Annotated in this window: 13 protein-coding genes; 12 read left to right on the forward strand and 1 reads right to left on the reverse strand. The window is 56.3% G+C overall.

Translation table 11 applies throughout. The annotated features are described in order from the left end of the window. Window positions 1-11: 11 nt before the first annotated feature. From thrC to AC4LF3_RS06320, 6 genes are all read left to right on the forward strand, one after another. Window positions 12-1,421 (forward strand): threonine synthase, encoded by a 1,410-nt coding sequence (gene thrC / locus AC4LF3_RS06295; RefSeq protein ID WP_491834958.1) that lies wholly within the window; start codon window positions 12-14, stop codon window positions 1,419-1,421. A 94-nt stretch (window positions 1,422-1,515) separates the two neighbouring features. After that, window positions 1,516-2,658, forward strand: a complete 1,143-nt coding sequence (locus AC4LF3_RS06300) for a GGDEF domain-containing protein (protein ID WP_491834959.1) — start codon at window positions 1,516-1,518, stop codon at window positions 2,656-2,658. Between the two features lie 62 nt (window positions 2,659-2,720). After that, a complete protein-coding gene (locus AC4LF3_RS06305; RefSeq protein ID WP_010797600.1) occupies window positions 2,721-3,260 on the forward strand; it encodes a YaeQ family protein in 540 nt (179 codons plus the stop codon). A gap of 113 nt (window positions 3,261-3,373) precedes the next feature. Beyond that, entirely contained in the window at window positions 3,374-5,089 is a 1,716-nt protein-coding gene (recJ, locus tag AC4LF3_RS06310; RefSeq protein WP_404627779.1) for a single-stranded-DNA-specific exonuclease RecJ, read from the forward strand. A gap of 98 nt (window positions 5,090-5,187) precedes the next feature. Further along, entirely contained in the window at window positions 5,188-6,291 is a 1,104-nt protein-coding gene (locus AC4LF3_RS06315) for an NADH:flavin oxidoreductase/NADH oxidase (protein ID WP_491834960.1), read from the forward strand. A 154-nt stretch (window positions 6,292-6,445) separates the two neighbouring features. Beyond that, window positions 6,446-7,162 carry a tellurite resistance TerB family protein gene (locus tag AC4LF3_RS06320; RefSeq protein ID WP_491836257.1) on the forward strand — a complete coding sequence of 239 codons (717 nt, stop codon included), beginning with the start codon at window positions 6,446-6,448 and terminating at the stop codon, window positions 7,160-7,162. Here AC4LF3_RS06320 and AC4LF3_RS06325 read toward each other — a convergent pair whose 3' ends face one another. Beyond that, window positions 7,163-8,077 (reverse strand): LysR family transcriptional regulator, encoded by a 915-nt coding sequence (locus AC4LF3_RS06325; RefSeq protein ID WP_312270112.1) that lies wholly within the window; start codon window positions 8,075-8,077, stop codon window positions 7,163-7,165. A 132-nt stretch (window positions 8,078-8,209) separates the two neighbouring features. Between AC4LF3_RS06325 and AC4LF3_RS06330 the strand changes: the two genes are divergently transcribed. The 6 genes from AC4LF3_RS06330 to AC4LF3_RS06355 all read left to right on the forward strand — a co-directional run bounded on the left by AC4LF3_RS06330 (window position 8,210) and on the right by AC4LF3_RS06355 (window position 16,751). Next, a complete protein-coding gene (locus tag AC4LF3_RS06330; protein WP_491834961.1) occupies window positions 8,210-9,880 on the forward strand; it encodes a GMC family oxidoreductase in 1,671 nt (556 codons plus the stop codon). Between the two features lie 122 nt (window positions 9,881-10,002). Next, a complete protein-coding gene (locus tag AC4LF3_RS06335) occupies window positions 10,003-11,625 on the forward strand; it encodes an MFS transporter (protein WP_010797606.1) in 1,623 nt (540 codons plus the stop codon). Between the two features lie 250 nt (window positions 11,626-11,875). Continuing rightward, window positions 11,876-12,971 (forward strand): peptide chain release factor 2 gene (gene prfB, locus AC4LF3_RS06340; protein WP_100217761.1). Its coding sequence is split into 2 segments (ribosomal slippage): window positions 11,876-11,947 and window positions 11,949-12,971, totalling 1,095 coding nucleotides; the frame shifts between segments, so codons are not numbered across the junction. A 62-nt stretch (window positions 12,972-13,033) separates the two neighbouring features. Beyond that, entirely contained in the window at window positions 13,034-14,536 is a 1,503-nt protein-coding gene (gene lysS / locus AC4LF3_RS06345) for a lysine--tRNA ligase (RefSeq protein ID WP_286787062.1), read from the forward strand. Between the two features lie 143 nt (window positions 14,537-14,679). Beyond that, window positions 14,680-15,975: a flavohemoglobin expression-modulating QEGLA motif protein gene (locus AC4LF3_RS06350; protein ID WP_491834962.1), complete on the forward strand. Its 1,296-nt coding sequence runs from the start codon at window positions 14,680-14,682 to the stop codon at window positions 15,973-15,975. A gap of 38 nt (window positions 15,976-16,013) precedes the next feature. Then, a complete protein-coding gene (locus AC4LF3_RS06355) occupies window positions 16,014-16,751 on the forward strand; it encodes a TIGR00266 family protein (protein WP_010797610.1) in 738 nt (245 codons plus the stop codon). Window positions 16,752-16,776 lie beyond the last annotated feature (25 nt).

Raw genomic sequence — 16,776 nt, forward strand, 5'->3', positions numbered from 1 at the left:
AGGTTAAATCGATGCGTTACATCAGCACCCGCGGCAATGCGCCAGCGTTGAATTTCGAAGACGTTCTGTTGGCTGGCCTGGCCAGTGACGGAGGTCTGTATGTGCCGGAAAATCTGCCGCGGTTTACTCAGGAAGAGATTGCTTCCTGGGCTGGGCTGCCTTACCACGAGTTGGCATTCCGCGTCATGCGCCCGTTCGTTGAGGGCAGTATCAGCGATACCGACTTCAAACAGATTCTTGAGGAAACGTATGGTGCATTCGCTCACAGTGCGATTGCGCCGCTGCGTCAGCTCAATGCCAATGAATGGGTGATGGAGCTTTTCCATGGCCCAACCCTGGCATTCAAGGATTTCGCACTACAGCTGCTGGGCCGTCTGCTGGATCATATTCTGCTCAAGCGGGATGAGCGCGTCGTGATCATCGGCGCCACTTCGGGCGATACGGGGTCTGCTGCTATTGAGGGCTGCCGTCGTTGCGAGAATGTAGACATTTTCATTCTGCATCCTCACCAGCGTGTATCTGAGGTCCAGCGCCGTCAGATGACGACCATCCTTGGCGAAAATATCCATAACATCGCCATCGAAGGCAATTTTGATGATTGTCAGGAGATGGTGAAGGTGAGTTTTGCCGATCAGAGCTTCCTCAAGGGCACGCGTCTGGTTGCCGTAAACTCGATCAACTGGGCGCGCATCATGGCCCAGATCGTTTACTACTTCCATGCAGCGCTGCAGTTGGGTGCCCCGGCGCGCTCTGTAGCGTTCTCGGTCCCGACCGGTAACTTTGGCGATATATTCGCAGGATACCTGGCGCGTAACATGGGGCTGCCTGTAAGTCAGCTTGTTGTAGCAACCAATCGCAACGATATCCTGCATCGCTTCATGAGCGGCAACAAGTATTTCAAGGAAACGTTGCACGCCTCGCTATCGCCCTCCATGGATATCATGGTGTCGTCCAACTTCGAACGTTTGTTGTTCGACCTGCACGGACGTAACGGTGTGGCGTTGGCCGAGCTGATGTGCACGTTCAAGGCCACGGGCAAACTCTCTGTTGAAGAAGATCGTTGGGTTGAAGCGCGTAAGCTGTTTGATTCATTGGCGGTAAGTGATGAAGACACGTGCGCTACCATCGCTGATGTCTTCAAGCGTACCGGTGAGGTGCTTGATCCGCATACGGCAATTGGCGTCAAGGCGGCGCGAGAGTGTCGTCGTAACCTGTCTACGCCGATGGTGGTGCTAGGAACAGCACACCCCGTCAAGTTTCCTGACGCGGTCGAGAAGGCCGGTATTGGTAAGGCGCTGGAGCTTCCGGCTCACCTGAGCGATCTATTCCAACGCGAGGAGCGCTGCACTGTGCTGCCTAACGCCATTGAGGCGGTACAGGCTTTTGTCGCTCAACATGGTAATCACGGCAAGCCGCTCTAAATAGCGTTCAGGGGCGGATGCTGTTCTGGCATTCGCTCCTGACCAGCTTTCCCTTGCTCGTTTGATTGACACGCGTACTGCCAGGAGGGCTGCCGTGACTTTGAGCATGCCTACGCTACTTGTGACCAATGTGTATGTACTCGTTCTGCTTGGCGTGCTGATGCTATTTGCATGGGCAAGAGGGAGCCGCGAGGCAACTCTGGGCTTTCTGTGCGTGATGCTATGGTCGGGCGCGCTGGGGCTGGTAATAGGTAGCCTGCGTGGACGAGGAGTGGATGCGTTGCCTATCGTGCTGGGGAACGTGCTTGTTCATGTCTGTTATGCCATGGGGTGGACTGCCATGCGGGCTTTTTCCGGGCGACGAGTACTCTGGCCCGGAGTGTGGGCTGGAAGTGTCCTATGGTTGCTTGCCTGTCTGATTCCCGCCTTTTATGGCTCGCTGGCCGCACGAATTCAACTGAGCTCGCTGGTAATTGTCAGCTATACCGTGTTAGCAGGTTATGAACTCTGGCGCTCCCGGAACGAAAAACAGGTATCGCTGGCGGCCTTGTTCAGTCTGTTTGGATTGCACAGTGCTTTTTATGTCGGTCGTTTCTTTCTGGATCGCTCACTGCCGTTCGCCGGGGAAAGTCATGGAATCGACTTTGCGGCGTTTCTGCTGCTCGAGACCTTGTTGTACAGCATTGGTCTGACGTTTGCGGCGACAGCCATGGTGCAGCAACGAACGGAGAGGCGTTACCGGCAAGCCTCGTTGACGGACTCGCTGACAGGTATTGGCAATCGACGGTCCTTCGTCGAAGATAGCGAAAACATGCTGCGTCACTGCCAGGTTCAGCATAGCCCTGTGACATTGCTACTGTGTGATATGGATAATTTCAAACAGCTCAATGACAGGCATGGTCATCAGGCTGGAGACCAAGCATTAGTAGCCTTTTGTGAGGTGGCCAGGATGCGGCTTCGAAAACGTGATGTTTTTGGTCGTTTGGGCGGCGAAGAGTTTGCGTGCCTGCTACCAGACACCACTACTGAAGCGGCGTATCAAATGGCTGAGCGGATACGGAAGGAATTTGCTTCATGCTCACGGGTAGCAGGGGTTTCCTTGAGTATCAGCATTGGTGTAGCCAGTTCGGCGGAGGCGGGTTATGTGCTTGATTCGCTGATTGCCCTGGCTGATAAGGGATTATATGAAGCCAAGGGGCTCGGCAAGAATCGAAGTGTCATTAGCCAGCCTGTCTGAGCAAGCCACTTTTCAGGCGTTTTCACGGTACACTGGTCAGCTTTACTTTCGAGCGGACATTCATGGCCCTGCAAGCCACGCCTTATAAAGTTGAACTTAACCTGACTGATCTGGACCGCAGCGTCTACGAGAACCTGCGTTTTACCGTTGCTCGTCATCCCTCCGAAACCGAAGAGCGTCTGGCTGTGCGCATCCTGGGGTACGCCTTGTGGTACGGCGAGCAGCTTGGGTTTGGTCGGGGACTTTCCGATGTAGATGAGCCTGCCCTTTGGGAAAAGAGTCTCGATGATCGTGTACTGCATTGGATTGAAGTAGGGCAGCCTGATGCTGAGCGCCTGGTCTGGTGTTCTCGCCGTGCGGAGCGGGTCAGCTTGCTTGCCTATGGCAATTTGCGGGTCTGGCAGAGCAAGGTAGTCGATTCGGTGAAGATGCTGAAGAACCTGAACATTGCAGCGGTGCCTGTTGAGCCGCTGGCTGCATTGGCTACTGATCTGCCACGCTCGATCAGCTGGAGCGTAATGATCAGTGAGGGGACTGTGTTCGTGACGGACGAGCGTGGTCAACACGAGCTTCATCTCGACTGGTTGATGGGTGAGCGTTGATTCATCGGAAAACGCTTTAAAAGCCATGGAAGCAGACGCATCTTGAATCTATCCATGGCTTGAGCTGTCTGGTCGGCCTGTTCTCTATTTCTGTTGTAATACTTGAGTAATCGATGCGTATCGAACTTCGTTCCCTGCCGGATGAATTGCCCGATCTGGGTGATCTTCCGCCGCTACTGACCCGTCTTTATGCCGCGCGTGGCGTGAAGAGTGCTGATGAGCTTGAAAAGGGGCTGGCGCGGTTACATCCCTATCGGTTGTTCAAGGGGATGGATGACGCCATCGGGCTACTGGTCGATGCACTGGCCAAGCGTCAACGCATCCTGGTCGTGGGTGATTTTGACGCTGATGGCGCAACCGCTACCAGTGTGGCGGTTCTTGCCTTGCGCAGCCTGGGCGCCGCTTGGGTCGATTACCTTGTTCCCAATCGCTTTGAATACGGGTATGGGCTGACGCCTGAAATCGTCGCGGTTGCCCGGGAGCGCCAGCCTGACCTACTGGTGACCGTGGATAACGGAATTTCCAGCATAGACGGTGTCGAGGCTGCCAAAGCCGCAGGAATGCGCGTGCTGGTGACCGATCACCATTTGCCGGGCCATGAGTTACCCGCTGCTCATGCGATCGTTAACCCTAACCAGCCTGCCTGTGAGTTTCCCAGCAAGTGCATTGCTGGCGTGGGCGTTATCTTCTACGTGATGCTTGCACTGCGGACGCGGCTGCGTGAAGAGGGCTGGTTCGATGCGCTGAACATCAAAGAACCTAATCTGGCTGAGTTGCTGGATCTGGTTGCGCTGGGCAGTGTTGCCGACGTGGTCCCGCTGGACGCCAATAACCGGATTCTGGTCCATCAGGGATTAGCTCGTATACGTGCCGGTCGCGCTCGTCCGGGGCTTAGAGCATTGCTGGAGGTAGCTGGGCGGCAGCCGGGTAAGATTACTTCTACTGACCTGGGATTCATTCTGGGGCCGCGCCTGAATGCGGCTGGGCGGCTGGATGATATGTCGCTTGGAATCGAGTGCCTGCTGTGCGAGGACGAAGCCCTTGCACGGGACATGGCTGTCCAACTGGACCAGCTCAATAAGGATCGAAAACTGATCGAGCAGGGCATGCAGCGTGAGGCCTTGGCGCAGCTCAAGGAATTGCCCAAGGATGATATGCCGTTCGGGTTGTGCCTGTTTGATCCCGAATGGCATCAGGGCGTCATTGGTATTCTGGCGTCTCGTCTCAAGGAACGTTACCACCGGCCCACGCTGGCCTTTGCCGATGCCGGTGACGGCATGCTCAAGGGCTCGGCACGTTCGGTTCCGGGGTTTCATATCCGTGATGCGCTGGATGCTGTTGCGGCGCGTCATCCTGGGCTAATCACTAAGTTCGGCGGGCACGCCATGGCAGCGGGGCTGTCACTGCCTCAGGAGAATTTCGGTGCGTTTGCTGCCGCTTTCGATGCGGAAGTCAGACGGCATCTAGTCGAGGATGATCTGACAGGGCGTTTGCAGTCGGATGGTTCGCTGGAAACTTGCGATTTTCAACTGGAGATTGCACGTGCACTCAAGCATGCCGGCCCCTGGGGGCAGCATTTCCCCGAGCCGATGTTTCACGGTGTGTTTGAAGTTGTGCAGCAGCGTATTGTGGGTGAGCGGCATTTGAAGCTGGTCTTGAAGAGTGAGTGCGGAAGCATCCAGCTGGACGGCATTGCGTTCAACATCAATCGCGAGATCTGGCCGAATCCGCAAATTCGCTGGGTCGAAGCCGCCTACCGCCTGGATGTGAACGAATTTCGTGGTCAGGAAAGCGTGCAGCTGATTGTGGTTCACCTGACGCCAAAGTGAAGTAATAGGCCTCATAAAAATAGTTGCATTGCTATCGAAATGATCATTCCGGCAAAGTAAGGCTCTAATAGATTCAAGTCCTTGTGCCGAGAGCGATCATGAGCAAACTTTTTGAGCCTTTTACCCTTCGCCAACTGACGCTTCCGAATCGCGTTGTGGTTTCCCCCATGTGCCAATATTCGAGCGAAGACGGTTTCGCCAATGATTGGCACTTGGTCCACCTGGGCAGCCGTGCCGTTGGTGGCGCGGGTCTGGTCATCAGTGAAGCTGTTGCCGTTACGCCAGAAGGTCGTATTACTCCACAGGATCTGGGTCTATGGAAGGACGAGCAGATCGAGCCGCTGCGCCGCATTACTCAATTCATTCAGTCACAGGGCGCGCTACCAGGTATCCAGATTGCCCATGCGGGGCGTAAAGCCAGTACGTGGCGTCCTTGGGAAGGCAAGCACGGCAGCGTTCCTATCGCTGAAGGTGGCTGGGTTCCCGTAGCTCCGTCAGCGATAGCCTTTGACCCTCAGCACACACGTCCTACCGAGCTGGATGCTGAGGGTATTGCCGGTCTCACCAAAGCCTTTGTCGCAACAGCCGAGCGCGCATTGGCTGCCGGGTTCAAGGTTGCGGAAATCCACGCGGCCCACGGTTATCTGCTACATCAGTTTCTTTCACCGATTTCAAACCAGCGTAGTGATCAATATGGTGGCAGCTTCGATAACCGTATCCGTTTCCTGTTGGAGGTTACACAAGCCATTCGAGCCGTCTGGCCTGATGAGCTGCCTGTCTTTGTTCGGTTATCAGCAACCGATTGGGTCGAAGATGGCTGGAATGTGGACGAGACGGTAGAGCTGGCCAAGCGCTTGAAACCCTTGGGTGTCGATCTGATTGATGTCTCCTCGGGAGGTACTGCGGCAAACGCCGAAATCCCGGTAGGCCCAGGTTATCAAACGCAATTTGCAGAGCGGGTCCGCAAGGAGGCTGATATTGCCAGTGGCGCCGTTGGCATGATTACCGATGCGGCCCAGGCTGAGCACATCATTCGTACCGGTCAGGCCGATGTGGTACTGCTCGCACGCGAACTGCTGCGTGATCCGCACTGGCCGCTGCAGGCCGCTGAAGCATTGCGCGACAAGGTTTCCTGGCCCGCACAGTACGTTCGCGCGGCACACCGGGATACGCCCCTTCGCAAGCCGCTATCGTTTGATTGACCCTGTCAGGGCGAGCTTCCAGTAGGTTCGCCCTGTTTAATCCTCCCTCCAAGCGTCCCTGCAATATCTCGCAGCAGAAGAGCGCTCCGCTGCATGAACCATCTGCCGGTGTGTCTTGCCCTAATAGGTATCTGCCATTATCTGGAGAGCAATGATGCAAACACGTGGCCTGCTGGATCAATTACTCAAGACAGGGCAGGACATGCTCGCCAAGCAGGGCGGCCTGTCCGGTGCACTTGGAAAGTTGAATCAAGGTAATGCGAAGTCTCAAACCCCTTCGTCGAAAGACCCTCTGGGCGGCATGCTGTCGAGTGCGGGCGGCGGAGCGCTGGCCGCCAGTGTGTTGGGGATGCTTTTGCGCGGCAAGGGCGCCAGCCGTATGGGAGGTGGCCGGATGGCCAAGTATGGTGGGTTGGTCGCGCTGGGTACGCTGGCCTATCAGGCTTATACAAACTGGCAGAAAAGCCAGGCCAATGCGCCTCAGGTCGAGCCTCAGACAGTGGATCGTGCGCCGGAAGGAAAGGTGGAGCAGCACAGTCAGGCCATTCTGAAGGCACTTATTGCGGCAGCCAAGGCAGACGGGCATATCGATGATCAGGAGCGTAAGCTCATTGATGACGAAATGAATCGACATGCAGGTGATCCTGAGCTTCAGAACTGGCTGCGTCAGGAAATCAATAAGCCGCTGGACCCTGCCGAAATTGCTGCCAGCGCCAAGACGCCGGAAATGGCTGCCGAGATTTACCTGGCAAGCCTGTTGATGGCCGATGATCAGCAAGTGATGGAAAAGGCCTATCTAGACGAGCTGGCGCGTCATCTGAACCTGGATCCCGCCCTCCGGGCTGAGTTGGATAGCAAGGCCAAGGGCTGATCATGTGTCCGGGCCGTCTTGCTCGGCGGCCTGGCCCATCAAGACATGTTGGTGTTGCTCGCACAGGCCAACCAGAAAATCCCAGACAACGCGCAGCCGCACCGTTCGATGAAGTTCTCGGCGCGATGATATCCAGTAGTGCCGAATGACGCGCTCCTGCGGCAGGACTGGTATCAACAGGGGATCGCGGCTTCCCAGGTAGTAGGGAAGGATGGCAATGCCGATTCCCGCCTGAGCCGCCATTTGCTGAGCCAGCACGCTGGTGCTCCGGAACGCTACTTGCGGGTGCTTGCACATTGTCTGGAGAAAAAGCAGTTCTTTGGTGAATATCAGGTCGTCTACGTAGCCAATCCAGCGATGGCGGGAGAGATCTTCCCGTGAGTGAAGGGGAGGCGCTTTTTCCAGATAAGCTGAACTGGCGTACAGTTGGAGACAATAGCTGCTGAGTTTTCGAGCGATGACCAGATCAGCGCTGGGCCGTTCGAGCGTAACGGCAATGTCCGCCTCCCGGTTAGTAATGCTGACAAAGCGGGGAACCGAGACCAGCTCGATTTCAAGGCCCGGATAGCGCTCCAGTAAGGTTGCCAGCCGCCCGGCCAGGAAGCCCGTGCCCAGTCCTTCCGTCACCCCAAGGCGAACCTGGCCCAGGGGATTTACGCTACAGGTCATTTCTTCCTGCGCCAGAAGGGCGGATTCCTCCATGGCCTCGGCATGCTTGAGTAATGCCTGACCGGCTGGTGTGAGCTGATACCCCTGGGTGTGCTGAACGAGAAGCTGCGTGCCCAGGGTGCGTTCGAGCGATTCGATGTGCCGAGCGACGGTCGTGTGGCTGGTTCCCATACGCCTGGCCGCGGATAGCAAGCGCCCGCTGCGCTGTAGCTCCAGAAAGAAGCGGAGGTCGTCCCAGTTGAACATTCGCGTGACTCCTCACCTAGGTAACTGCTGTGCATTTTTGAACAACGGGTGCCTGAAAATGATTGTTCTTGTTCTGAAATACTCCGTCTAGCATGAAGAGCAATAACAAGTACAACAAGAGCAGATGTTCTGATGACCACTCTTCCGAATTCATACGACTATGTCATCGTTGGCGCAGGTCCTGCCGGTTGCCTGCTGGCCAATCGGCTATCGGCTGATCCTTCGGTTCGCGTGTTGCTTCTAGAGGCGGGCGGCCGTGATACCTATCCCTGGATTCACATTCCTGTCGGCTATCTCTACTGTATCAATAATCCCCGTACTGACTGGTGTTTCAAGACCGAGCCCGAACCTGGTCTCAACGGGCGGGCGCTGGGTTATCCGCGCGGCAAGGTGATGGGAGGTTGCTCTTCTATCAACGGCATGATTTATATGCGTGGTCAGGCGCGTGACTATGACGAGTGGGCGGCTGCGGGTAATGCCGGTTGGGGTTGGAAGGATGTCTTGCCGCTATTCAGGCGCATGGAGAATCACTACGCAGGAGCGTCTGAGCTGCATGGGGCGGGTGGTGAGTGGCGCGTCGAGCAGCAGCGCCTGAGCTGGGATATTCTCGAAACATTCCGTCGCGCAGCGGCAGAGTCGGGCATTCCTTCGGTCGAAGACTTCAATACGGGTGACAATGAGGGCTGTGGTTTCTTTCAGGTCAATCAACGTAGCGGAGTTCGATGGAACGCAGTCAAGGCCTTTCTCAAGCCTGTCCGGCAGCGAGCCAACCTGACGATCGTGACCAATGCCGAGGCGGATCGGGTCATCCTGGAGGACGGACGGGCCCGTGCCGTTCAGGTCGTACGGAAGGGGCAATTGCAGCGCTTTATCGCGCGTCGGGAAATTATCCTGTGCAGCGGTGCCATAGGCTCTCCCGCCATCTTGCAGCGCTCGGGTATTGGCCCGCGACCGCTATTGGAGCGGCTCGGGATTGGTGTTCAACATGAACTGCCCGGCGTTGGTGCAAACCTTCAGGATCACCTGCAGTTACGTCTGATCTACAAGGTCTCGGGTATTCATACGCTCAATCAAATGGCCAGTAGCCTATGGGGTAAGCTGAACATGGGCCTGCAGTACGCATTCGGACGCCGCGGCCCGCTGGCCATGGCGCCGAGCCAGCTGGGTGCTTTCGCTCGCTCCGAGCCGAGCCAACCGTCTGCCAATCTGCAATACCATGTTCAGCCATTGTCGCTGGATCGCTTCGGCGAGCCGCTGCACACCTTTCCAGCATTCACGGCCTCAGTGTGCAACCTGCGGCCAGAGAGCCGGGGGCGAGTGGAAATTCGTTCGGCAGAACTAGATGCTGCGCCGCTGATCCAGCCGAACTATCTCAGCCAAGAGGCGGATCTCAAGGTCGCTGCCGATGCTATTCGTCTAACACGACGTATTGTCGGCTCGCCGGCCCTGGCACCTTATGCACCGGAAGAGTACCTGCCGGGTCCGGACTTTCAGACAGAGGAGCAGCTAAGAATGGCTGCCGGCAGTATTGGTACTACCATCTTTCATCCTGTGGGGACCTGCAAGATGGGGGCAGGTCCCGAGGCGGTCGTGGATGCTCAGTTGCGCGTTCATGGAATACCGGGGCTACGTATTGCCGATGCGTCGATCATGCCCACTATCGTGTCGGGTAATACCTGCTCACCTACGTTGATGATCGCGCAGAAGGCGGCCGAACTGATAGTGGCAAGCCAGCGAGACGAGCGGCGGCTGATCCATGCTGCCCAGACGATCCGACGTGAGCCGGAGCGGCTGGCAATCTGAGCAACACAAGGCAATCTCAACGAAGGCAGTACCGCTTGAACAGGCCGTATGAGGTTCTGGCGTCCCGCAGTGAATAACAATGACAACAGACACTGAGACCCCACGAGGGTCGGGAGACAAGCATGGCAGAATATGCCCAGGCCAGCGGCTACAGCCGCACCGTCAGCAGCACCCGTGAAGAGCGCAAGGTTATCTTTGCCTCTTCTTTGGGGACCGTGTTCGAGTGGTATGACTTTTTTCTTTATGGCGCCCTGGCGGCCGTGATCAGCAAGCAGTTCTTCGCAGGTGTCAACGAAACTACCGCCTTCATCTTTGCCCTGCTGGCTTTTTCGGCGGGCTTTCTGGTCAGGCCGTTTGGTGCACTTGTCTTTGGCAGGCTAGGCGACAAGATCGGCCGCAAATATACATTTCTGGCAACCATCCTATTGATGGGTGTTTCTACCTTTGGGGTTGGATTGTTGCCTACCTATGCCTCCATCGGACTTGCCGCCCCCATTTTGTTAGTTACGTTGCGATTGCTTCAGGGGCTGGCGCTGGGTGGCGAATATGGAGGAGCCGCCACTTATGTGGCTGAACACGCACCGGCTGGCAAGCGGGGTAGCTATACCAGTTGGATTCAGTCAACAGCAACCCTTGGGCTTCTGCTTTCGCTACTGGTCATTCTGGTCTGTCGGAAGCTGACCGGTGACGCATTCGAAACCTGGGGCTGGCGCTTGCCGTTCCTGTTTTCGATTGTGCTGTTGGGTATCTCAACCTGGATTCGTCTGTCGATGCACGAGTCCCCGGCGTTTCTCAAAATGAAGTCCGAAGGCAAGACGAGCCATTCTCCTATTAGGGATTCGTTCACCCGCTGGAGCAATTTGCGCGTTGTGTTGATTGCGTTATTCAGCATCAATGCCGGCCAGGCAGTAACTTTTTATACCGCGCAGTTCTACGTCCTGTTCTTTCTGACGCAAATGCTCAAGATGGACGCCGCCCTGGCTAATACGCTGCTTATCATCTCGATTGTCATCGGTGCGCCTTTCTTTGTCTTTTTTGGTTGGCTGTCCGATAAGGTCGGTCGCAAGCCGATTATGATGCTAGGACTGCTGCTGGCAACGGTTTGCTATTTTCCAATCTTCAAGGCTTTGGGGCATTACGCCAATCCGGAGATTGATATGGCCAGCCGGCAGGCACCGATTACCGTCGAGGCGGATCCTGCCACCTGTACCTTCCAGTTCGATCCTGTCGGCAAGGCACGCTTCGACAGTCCGTGCGATCGGGTCAAGGCACTTCTGGTAAAGCGCGGCCTGCCTTATCAGACCGCTGAAGGTGCCGCTGGCAGTGAGATCGTCGTACGGGTAGGGCAACAGGAAGTACGCGGTTATGATGCGGCTACCCTGAGCGCAGCAGTGGACGCAGCCGGTTATCCACAAAAGGCTGATCCGGCGGCCATCAATCAGGGCATGGTCGTGCTGTTGATCGTTGCGCTGATTTTGATCGCTACCATGACGTATGGTCCATTGGCAGCATTGATGGTGGAACTGTTTCCGACCCGTATCCGATATACCTCGCTATCGCTGCCATACCATGTTGGCAACGGCTGGTTCGGCGGTCTGTTGCCTACCGTGTCCTTTGCGCTTGTCGTGTATACCGGCGATATTTTTTATGGCCTGTGGTATCCAGTGCTTATTACTGGGGGCAGTCTGGTGGTAGGCCTGCTGTTCCTGCGTGAGACCCGTCATGTCGATATTCACGCAGATTAAGCGCACTCAAAGGTCTGGGCTGTGTAGGCCGCGCTGTAAACTGTGCCGCCTGTATCGGATGTCGTACCGGTAGGCGCCAAGCGGCATGAGTCGACCGGAGCCTGCAGCAGTGCTTTTCCATGCTGCTGTAGGCCATTCGGAGGGGCTGAATAACGGAGGGACGAACAAACACCCGCAAAGGCTGCCGGATCGGAGCCGGTTGCAGTATACTCGCAGGCTTTTCCACGTTTTCCGCGAGTGATTGCCAGCCATGGAAATCAACCCGATTCTGAACAGTATCAAAGACCTCACCGGACGTACCCAGACCATTCGGGGGTATCTTTGACTACGATCATAAAAAAGATCGTTTGACCGAAGTTGAGCGCGAGCTCGAAGATCCAAGTGTCTGGAACAAGCCTGAGTACGCTCAGAGCCTTGGCAAGGAGCGCGCCCAGCTGGCTCAGGTAGTCGAAACCCTTGATGAGCTTTCCGGTGGTCTGGCCGATGCAAACGATCTGCTGGAAATGGCTGCCGAGGAAAATGACGAAGGCGCTGTCAACGATGTGGCCACCGAGGTCGAGCGCTTGCGCGAGATTCTCGAGAAGCTCGAGTTCCGTCGCATGTTCAGTGGCGAGATGGATCCGAACAATGCCTACCTCGATATCCAGGCTGGCTCCGGCGGCACCGAGGCTCAGGATTGGGCCAATATGCTGCTGCGCATGTACCTGCGCTGGGCTGACAAACACGGCTTCGAGACGACCATCATGGAGCTCTCCGAAGGTGAAGTGGCAGGTATCAAGGGCGCAACCGTTCATGTGAAGGGTGAGTATGCGTTCGGCTGGCTCAAGACTGAGATCGGCGTACATCGCCTGGTTCGCAAGAGTCCATTCGATTCGGGCAACCGCCGCCACACGTCGTTTACAGCCGTCTTCGTTTCGCCGGAGATCGATGACAACATCGAAATCGAGATCAACCCAGCCGACCTGCGGATCGATACCTACCGTTCCTCCGGCGCGGGTGGTCAGCACGTTAACACCACGGACTCGGCGGTGCGTATCACCCACGTGCCCACCAACACGGTGGTCAGCTGCCAGAACGAGCGCTCCCAGCACGCCAACAAGGACACCGCCATGAAAATGCTGCGGGCCAAGTTGTATGAGCAGGAAATGCAGAAACGTACGGCCGCTTCCCAGGCGTTGGAAGACTCCAAGTCCGATATCGGCTGGGGCCACCAGATCCGCTCCTATGTACTCGACCAGTCTCGGATCAAGGATCTGCGTACCGGCATCGAGAACAGCAACTGCGATGCGGTACTGGACGGCGACCTGGACGAGTTTATCGAGGCCAGCCTCAAGCAGGGCCTGTAACACTACCTTAAACGCCTTCTCCGACAGGAGAGGGCTGATCCCGTGATGGAAATACCCAGACCATGAGCGAACAACCTTTAGACCAACATGCCCAAGAGCAGGAACACAACAAGCTGATTGCCCAGCGCAAGGAAAAGCTTGCAGCCCTGCGCGCCGAGCAGCGCATCGCGTTCCCGAATGACTTCCGCCGCGACAGCTACTGTGCGGATCTGCAGAAGGCCTATGAAGGCAAAAGCAAGGAAGAGCTGGCCGAAGCGGGCATCAAGGTCAAGATTGCTGGCCGCATCATGCTCAACCGCGGTGCGTTCATGGTTCTTCAGGACATGACCGGCCGGCTTCAGGTTTATGTAGACCGCAAGAAGCTGCCAGCGGAAACGCTGGAAGCCATCAAGACCTGGGATCTGGGCGATATCATCGCGGCCGAGGGCACACTGGCCCGCTCCGGCAAGGGCGACCTGTATGTAGACATGGACAATGTTCGTCTGCTGACCAAGTCTCTGCGTCCTCTGCCTGACAAGCATCACGGCCTGACCGATACCGAGATGCGCTACCGTCAACGCTACGTCGACCTGATCGTCAACGACGACGTCCGCCATACGTTCCGTGTACGCTCGCAGGTGATCGCTCACATTCGCCAGTTCCTGCGGGATCGTGACTTCCTCGAAGTCGAAACGCCCATGCTGCAGACCATTCCAGGCGGTGCGGCGGCCAAGCCCTTCGAGACGCATCACAATGCGCTGGATATCGATATGTTCCTGCGTATTGCTCCAGAGCTTTATCTGAAGCGCCTCGTAGTAGGTGGCTTCGAGCGCGTGTTCGAGATCAACCGCAACTTCCGTAACGAAGGCGTATCGACTCGGCATAACCCCGAATTCACCATGCTTGAGTTCTACCAGGCGTATGCCGATTACGAAGACAACATGGACCTGACCGAGGAATTGTTCCGCGAGCTGGCCATGGCGGTTCTGGGTACCACCGATGTGCCATACCAAGGCAAGGTCTTCCACTTCGGTGAGCCGTTTGCACGCTTGTCCGTGTTCGACTCGATCCTGAAGTACAACCCTGAGATCAGCGCTGATGATCTGCGCAACATCGAGAAAGCACGTGCGATTGCCAAGAAGGCCGGTGCGGACGTCAAAGGCTTCGAAGGGCTTGGCAAGCTACAAACCATGATTTTCGAAGAGCTGGTCGAGCACAAACTGGAGCAGCCTACGTTCATTACTCAGTATCCGTTCGAAGTCTCTCCGCTGGCCCGTCGTAACGACGACGATCCAAGTGTGACTGACCGCTTCGAGCTGTTCATCGGTGGCCGTGAAATCGCCAACGCCTATTCCGAGCTTAACGATGCGGAAGACCAGGCTGAGCGCTTCCACGCTCAGGTGGCCGATAAGAACGCCGGTGATGACGAAGCCATGCATTTCGATGCCGACTTCGTGGCGGCGCTGGAGTACGGCATGCCGCCAACGGCAGGTGAGGGCATCGGTATCGACCGTCTGGTCATGTTGTTGACCGACTCTCCGTCGATCCGTGACGTAATTCTGTTCCCGCATATGCGCCCGCTGTAAGCAGTTGCTGTAAACAAAGAACCGCCTTTATGGCGGTTCTTTTATTTCTGGCGTACCGAGATCTGTCGAACCGCCGTCTACCCAGGCAGTCGATACGCTATCCTGCATACGTCAGGGTTTGTCTTCCCTGTAATGAGGTGGGCATGAATTCACGCAAGGTGAAAAACCAGTACCAAGAGACGATTCGCACGCTTTCCGATCGTATCGTGGCGGCCCAGGCCCCCATCCGGATTCTCGATGCGGTGAAGTGGGATGATGAGGTCAAACAGCGCTTTCTCGATGGCAAGGGCAAGATGCTACCCCTGGTGGATCGCGCCTACTATGAGCAGCGGCCGTTGGGGTTTGACCCGGATGAGGTCAAGGGCGAGTTTCAAAGCATCGAGCGGGAAGTGACCCGGCACCTGGGGCAATTCAGCCCGGTGGGGCAAATCATGCGGCGTATGTGCCGTGAGTACCGCATGGTCGTGCGGATGCTTCAGGCGCGAGGGACGCGAGATTTTGGCCTGATCTCCCAGGAACTCTATGGGGCAGCGTCCGATGCCTTTCATGCCGGTGACCCGACTCTGGCGGATCTAGGCATGATGATGTCGGACTATCTGAACAACATTGATAAGCGCAGCGATCTCAAAGACGAGCCCAAGACACTCAGCGCCAAGGAAGCTGCACCGATGCTGCAGCAGCGCCTGAATGCAGTATTTGGAGAAGACGAAGGCACTATCCGTGTGTTCGAATCAGATGGAATCGTTGCCGACGCTGCCGCAGGCGCGGATTACATCAAGATCCGGGCGGACGCCATGTTCAACGAACGTGATATTCGTGCGTTGGAGGTTCATGAAGGGTTGGTCCATGTTGGGACAACACTGAACGGTCAGAATCAGCCGATCTGCACCTTTCTCTCGAAAGGACCGCCATCGTCCACCGTTACGCAGGAAGGCTTGGCTATCCTCATGGAGGTCATTGCCTTTACTTCTTACCCTTCACGCCTGCGCAAGCTAACCAATCGTACCCGTGCTATTCACATGGCAGAGGAGGGTGCTGATTTTCTGGATGTCTTCCGCTTCTATGAGGAGCAGGGTTACAGCCTGGAGGATGGTTACCAGAATGCCAGTCGCGTATTCCGCGGTTCTACGCCTTCCGAGTTACCGTTTACCAAAGACCTCTCCTATCTCAAGGGCTTCATTCTCATCTACAACTATATTCAGCTGGCCGTTCGTAAGGGCAAGGTAGAGCAGATTCCCCTGTTGTTTTGTGGCAAGACCACCCTGGAAGACATGCGCATTCTGAGCCAGCTGGTTGAAGAGGGTCTGGTCGCGCCGCCCAAATACCTGCCGCCCCAATTCCAGGATCTCAATGCCTTATCGGCCTGGATGTGTTTTTCCAACTTCCTGAACCATCTCAGCCTGGATCGAATCGAAGCGGATTACGCCAATATCATTTGACCACGCCGACGCCTTGTGTCGGCTTACAGGAGTAAGCCATGCCCAGTCATGAGATCGATTACCGCATCATTGGCGAGTCCATGCAGGCGGTGGAAATCGGACTTGATCCCGGCGAGACCGTTATCGCCGAGGCAGGTGCCATGACTTATATGGAGGAGGATATTGATTTCACCGCCCGCATGGGGGACGGATCCGGCGGGGTGCTGGGCAAGCTATGGAGCGCTGGTAAACGCATGATGGGCGGCGAATCGCTATTCATGACGCACTTCACCAATGAGGGGAAGCGCAAGCGTCATGTGGCTTTCGCTGCGCCTTATCCAGGACACGTTGTGCCGGTTGACCTCTCAGCTATTGGCGGTACGCTTTTCTGTCAGCGCGATGCCTTCCTCTGTGCTGCGCTAGGTACGCGTGTAGGCGTAGCGTTTACCCGCCGCCTAGGGGCCGGCTTCTTTGGTGGTGAGGGTTTCATTCTGGAAAAGCTGGAGGGTGATGGTCTGGCCTTCATGCACGCGGGCGGTACGGTCATTCGCAAAGAGCTCAATGGGGAAACGCTCCGGCTTGATACCGGGTGTCTGGTTGGTTTCACCGAAGGTATCGATTACAGCATTGGCTTGGCAGGCGGCCTACGCAGTATGCTGTTTGGCGGTGAGGGCTTGGTATTGGCAACTCTAAAAGGACACGGCTCCGTATGGGTCCAAACGCTCCCTTTTTCACGTCTCGCTGAGCGCGTCTATGAAGCAACGACCAAGGCGCAAGGCGAGAAAGGCAGTGAATAGCCATCCATCGCTCGTAGAGGTTTGA

The sequence above is a fragment of the Pseudomonas sp. C2.3V genome (assembly GCF_058536325.1).